This window comes from Williamsia sp., from assembly GCF_036566845.1.
Taxonomy (GTDB): Bacteria; Actinomycetota; Actinomycetes; order Mycobacteriales; family Mycobacteriaceae; genus Williamsia.
This window is the reverse complement of sequence record NZ_DATCVM010000047.1, coordinates 1-3,752: the sequence shown is the minus strand read 5'-3', so window position 1 is coordinate 3,752 and position 3,752 is coordinate 1. Positions and strand designations below refer to the sequence as shown.

Genomic DNA, 3,752 nt, shown 5'->3' with positions numbered 1-3,752 from the left:
CGTTGTCCGAATACCGGTACCTCGAACACGGCGCTCACTGGGCCATCGGCGCCCTCGCGACGATCCTGTTCTTCTCGATCAAATGGCACATCAACGAAATCATCACCGGCCTCGTCGGCGTCGCGTTCATCGGTGCCGCTGCGGCGTCGAGTGTGTACGCAAATCGCCGGGACCAAGCCGCCGAAGGTCTCGCGGACAAGTCCGAAAAAGATGATGTAGCCGCCACCAGCTGACCACTTGCCGCGCCGGACGCTGACCGGCCCACCCGCACGGTGTACATGTGTACACTCGGATTCGCACACGGGTCAGACGATGCCCGGCATCGCCGACCCTCCGAAGCGATTGGCGAGGGGGAGTGTGAAGTGGGACTCCTGAAATGGAGCAAGCGTCCAGCGGCGCAGGTCGAGGCGACGCGCCCGCAGATCAACGTCGTGCGCGGTCTCGTGGCCAGAGCCACGACGCCGCTGTTGCCGGACGATTATCTGCATCTGCTGAACCCGTTGTGGTCGGCGCGTGAACTTCGAGGGAAGATCGTCGAGGTCCGCAAAGAGACCCCTGACACCGCCACGGTCGACATCCGAACCGGGTGGGGCTTCAGTCACAAATATCGGCCCGGCCAGTACGTGGGGATCGGGCTGCAGATCGCGGGACGATGGCATTGGCGCTCGTACTCGCTGACATCCATCGCGGGCGACGGAAAGATCATCTCCGTCACGGTCAAGGCCAACCCGGACGGATTCCTGTCCAGCCACCTGGTCGATGGTGTGCAGCCGGGTACCGTCATCCGCCTCGCCGCACCCAAAGGTGATTTCTCACTGCCCAATCCGCCACCGGAGAAAGTCCTCTTCATCACCGCCGGGTCCGGCGTGACACCGGTGATGGCCATGCTCCGCGCGCTCCACGGACGCGGACAGATGCCCGACGTGGTGCATGTCCACTCGGCACCGGATCGCGAGAACGTCATCTTTCACGACGAACTCGTCCGATTGGAGAACGACTCGGATGGGTACGCCCTCAAGATGCGTCTGACCCGCATGGACGGCAAGGTCGACCTCGGCGACCTGGCGCCACTCGTGCCCGACTGGCAGGAGCGTGAATGCTGGGCCTGCGGCCCGGTGGAGATGCTCGATGCCGCCGAGCAGGTCTGGGAACGCCACGGTCTCCGAGACCGGCTGCACATCGAACGTTTTGCCATCGCACGCACCGACAAAGGCGGTGAAGGGGGCAGCGTGACGTTTGCCAAGTCTGGCAAGGAAACTGATATAGACGGGGCGACAACACTATTGGAAGCCGGTGAAAAGCTCGGCATCCAGATGCCGTTCGGCTGCCGGATGGGGATCTGCCAATCGTGTGTGGTCCCACTGGCCGGGGGATACGTTCGAGACTTGCGCAGCGGGGACGAGCGTCGAGAGGGAGACCGAATCCAGACATGTATCAGCACCGTGTCTGGCGAATGCACGCTGGACCTGTGAGCCGGTACACGTGCGAACCGACAAGTCAGAGGAGGGGGTAATCGCACATGGCGATCACCGATATCGACCGATATGCACACCTGACCGAGGCAGACGTCGAGGCTCTGGGCCGCGAGTTCGACGCGATTCGCCGGGACATCGAGGAGTCCCGCGGAGAATCCGATGCCCGCTACATCCGCAGGGCGATCGCGCTGCAACGAGGACTGGCCGCCGGTGGGCGTGCGGTGCTGTTCGCAAGCAACCGGAAGCCCGCGTGGATCGCCGGTACCGCCATGCTCGGCCTGGCCAAGATCATCGAGAACATGGAACTCGGGCACAACGTCATGCACGGGCAGTGGGATTGGATGAATGATCCCGAAATCCATTCGTCGTCCTGGGAATGGGACACGACCTGTCCGAGCATTCAGTGGAAGCACTCCCACAACTTCATCCATCACAAGTACACGAATATCGTCGGGCTCGACGACGACGTGGGCTACGGGATCCTGCGGGTCACCCGCGACCAGCGGTGGGAGTGGTGGAACCTGGGCAACCCGGTCTACAACTTCCTCCTGGGCACCTTCTTCGAGTACGGGGTCGCCCTGCACCACGTCGAGACCGAAAAGGTCCGAAGAGGCCAGAAGAACATGCGCGAGGTCGCCAAAGACCTGAAGATCATCGGGCGCAAGGTGGGCAAGCAGGCCGCGAAGGATTATCTGATCTTCCCGGCGCTGTCCGGCCCCAACTGGCGATCCACCCTCACTGCCAACCTGACGGCGAACTTCATCCGGAACTACTGGACGTACGCGGTCATCTTCTGCGGGCACTTCCCGGACGGCGCCGAAAAGTTCACGAAGGCAGAGTACGAAAACGAAGATCAGGCTCGCTGGTACCTGCGACAGATGTTGGGGTCGGCCAACATTCGCGCCGGACGATTGATGCGGTTCATGACCGGCAACCTGAGCCATCAGATCGAGCATCATCTCTTTCCGGATCTGCCCAGCAACCGCTACGAGGAAATCGGGGTCCGCGTCCGCGAACTGTGTGTGAAATACGACCTGCCGTACACCACGGGGTCGCTGACACACCAATACCTGCAGACCTTCCGGACCATCGCAAAGTTGGCGCTGCCCAACGCGATGCTGTCGGCAACCGCTGACGATGCCCCGGAGACCGCCTCGGAGCTTCGTTTCAATGTGCGCGAAGGCGTGCAGACCACCTTCGGGATCGACCCGGAAACCGGACGGCGCCGCGGCCTCCGCACTGCCCTGCGTGAGCTGCGTGATTCGAAAGTGAAGGTGGCCTGACATCAACAGGCAAGTGGCACAGACCCGGCGCGGCGCCCACCGGGTGGGAGAGTTCCTCGCCAAGGCCGACGGCAACCGGTCCGTGGTTCGGCTGGCACGGGCAATCCGGACGCGTACCCCGGGAGCCGGCGCAGAGGTGAGCCCGGACAGTCTGCGCAACTCTGACCGGATCGCCGAACTGATCGCCCAGGCTCGCGGCGAAAAGCCCAGCGCTGTACGCGAACTCGGACTGGCCGCCGTCGAGTCGTGGCAGGCCCTCATGACCCGGCGGGGGACCACCAACCGGTCCGACGACGGTCCGGTGACGATTCTGTTCACCGATCTGGTCGGCTTCTCCACCTGGGCCCTCGGCGCGGGCGACGACGCCGTCCTGACATTGTTGGCGCAGGTGAATCAAGCGAGCGAGGACATCATCACCCGGCGCGGTGGCACGGTGACCAAATACCTCGGTGACGGGCTGATGGCAGTGTTCCGCGATGGAACCGATGCCATCGAGGCCGCCCATGAAGCCGGGCTGGCCGTCTCGGCGATCACGCTGGACGGTTACCGGCCGGCGTTACGCGCGGGCCTGCACACCGGGGAACCACGTGCAGTCGGCGATGACTACCTCGGTGTCGACGTGAACATCGCGGCCCGGGTGGCCGACGCCGCCTCGGCGGGGGAGGTCCTGGCCACCGAGGCCACGCTGGATTGTACCGATGAAACCAAGTACATGAAGCGGCGCAGGCGCTTTCGCGCCAAGGGAACACCCAAGGATCTCGTGGTGTATGCCGTGCTCCCGCGCTACGACGATGTTGCCGATGAAGGACGATCGGCCGGAGGCAGTGAACGGTAGAGCGCCTTCAAATGCTCGGCGGCCACATCGAGTGATCTGACATCGCCCTGACTGCGGCATTGCACAATCGAACCCTCGATCGCATTGACCGCAAAGAGCCCGAAATCCTGCGCGGGCGCATCCGCGACACCGTCGGCCACCGCCGCCTGCGCCAGCAAT

5 protein-coding genes are annotated in these 3,752 nt (G+C 63.7%); 4 read left to right on the top strand and 1 reads right to left on the bottom strand.

What is annotated here, in order from left to right; genetic code table 11:
• From VIQ49_RS04080 to VIQ49_RS04065, 4 genes are all read left to right on the top strand, one after another.
• A partial coding sequence (locus VIQ49_RS04080; RefSeq protein WP_331881080.1) for a DUF475 domain-containing protein occupies positions 1–233 on the top strand: 233 nt, incomplete at its 5' end.
• Between the two features lie 129 nt (positions 234–362).
• Positions 363–1,472: a ferredoxin reductase gene (locus tag VIQ49_RS04075; protein WP_331881078.1), complete on the top strand. Its 1,110-nt coding sequence runs from the start codon at positions 363–365 to the stop codon at positions 1,470–1,472.
• A 47-nt stretch (positions 1,473–1,519) separates the two neighbouring features.
• Positions 1,520–2,758, top strand: coding sequence for a fatty acid desaturase (locus tag VIQ49_RS04070; protein WP_331881076.1), 1,239 nt, complete (start codon positions 1,520–1,522; stop codon positions 2,756–2,758).
• Positions 2,759–2,771: 13 nt separating this feature from the next.
• Positions 2,772–3,593, top strand: coding sequence for an adenylate/guanylate cyclase domain-containing protein (locus VIQ49_RS04065; RefSeq protein ID WP_331881074.1), 822 nt, complete (start codon positions 2,772–2,774; stop codon positions 3,591–3,593).
• Here the strand turns inward: VIQ49_RS04065 and VIQ49_RS04060 are convergent.
• The coding region (locus VIQ49_RS04060) for a hypothetical protein (RefSeq protein WP_414731571.1) at positions 3,542–3,752 on the bottom strand (211 nt) is incomplete at its 5' end. The genes VIQ49_RS04065 and VIQ49_RS04060 overlap by 52 nt on opposite strands.

What these genes read in the sequence shown, in the direction of transcription:
- VIQ49_RS04070 (WP_331881076.1), top strand. Translation starts at nt 1,520, where the DNA reads ATGGCGATCACCGATATCGACCGATATGCACACCTGACCGAGGCAGAC.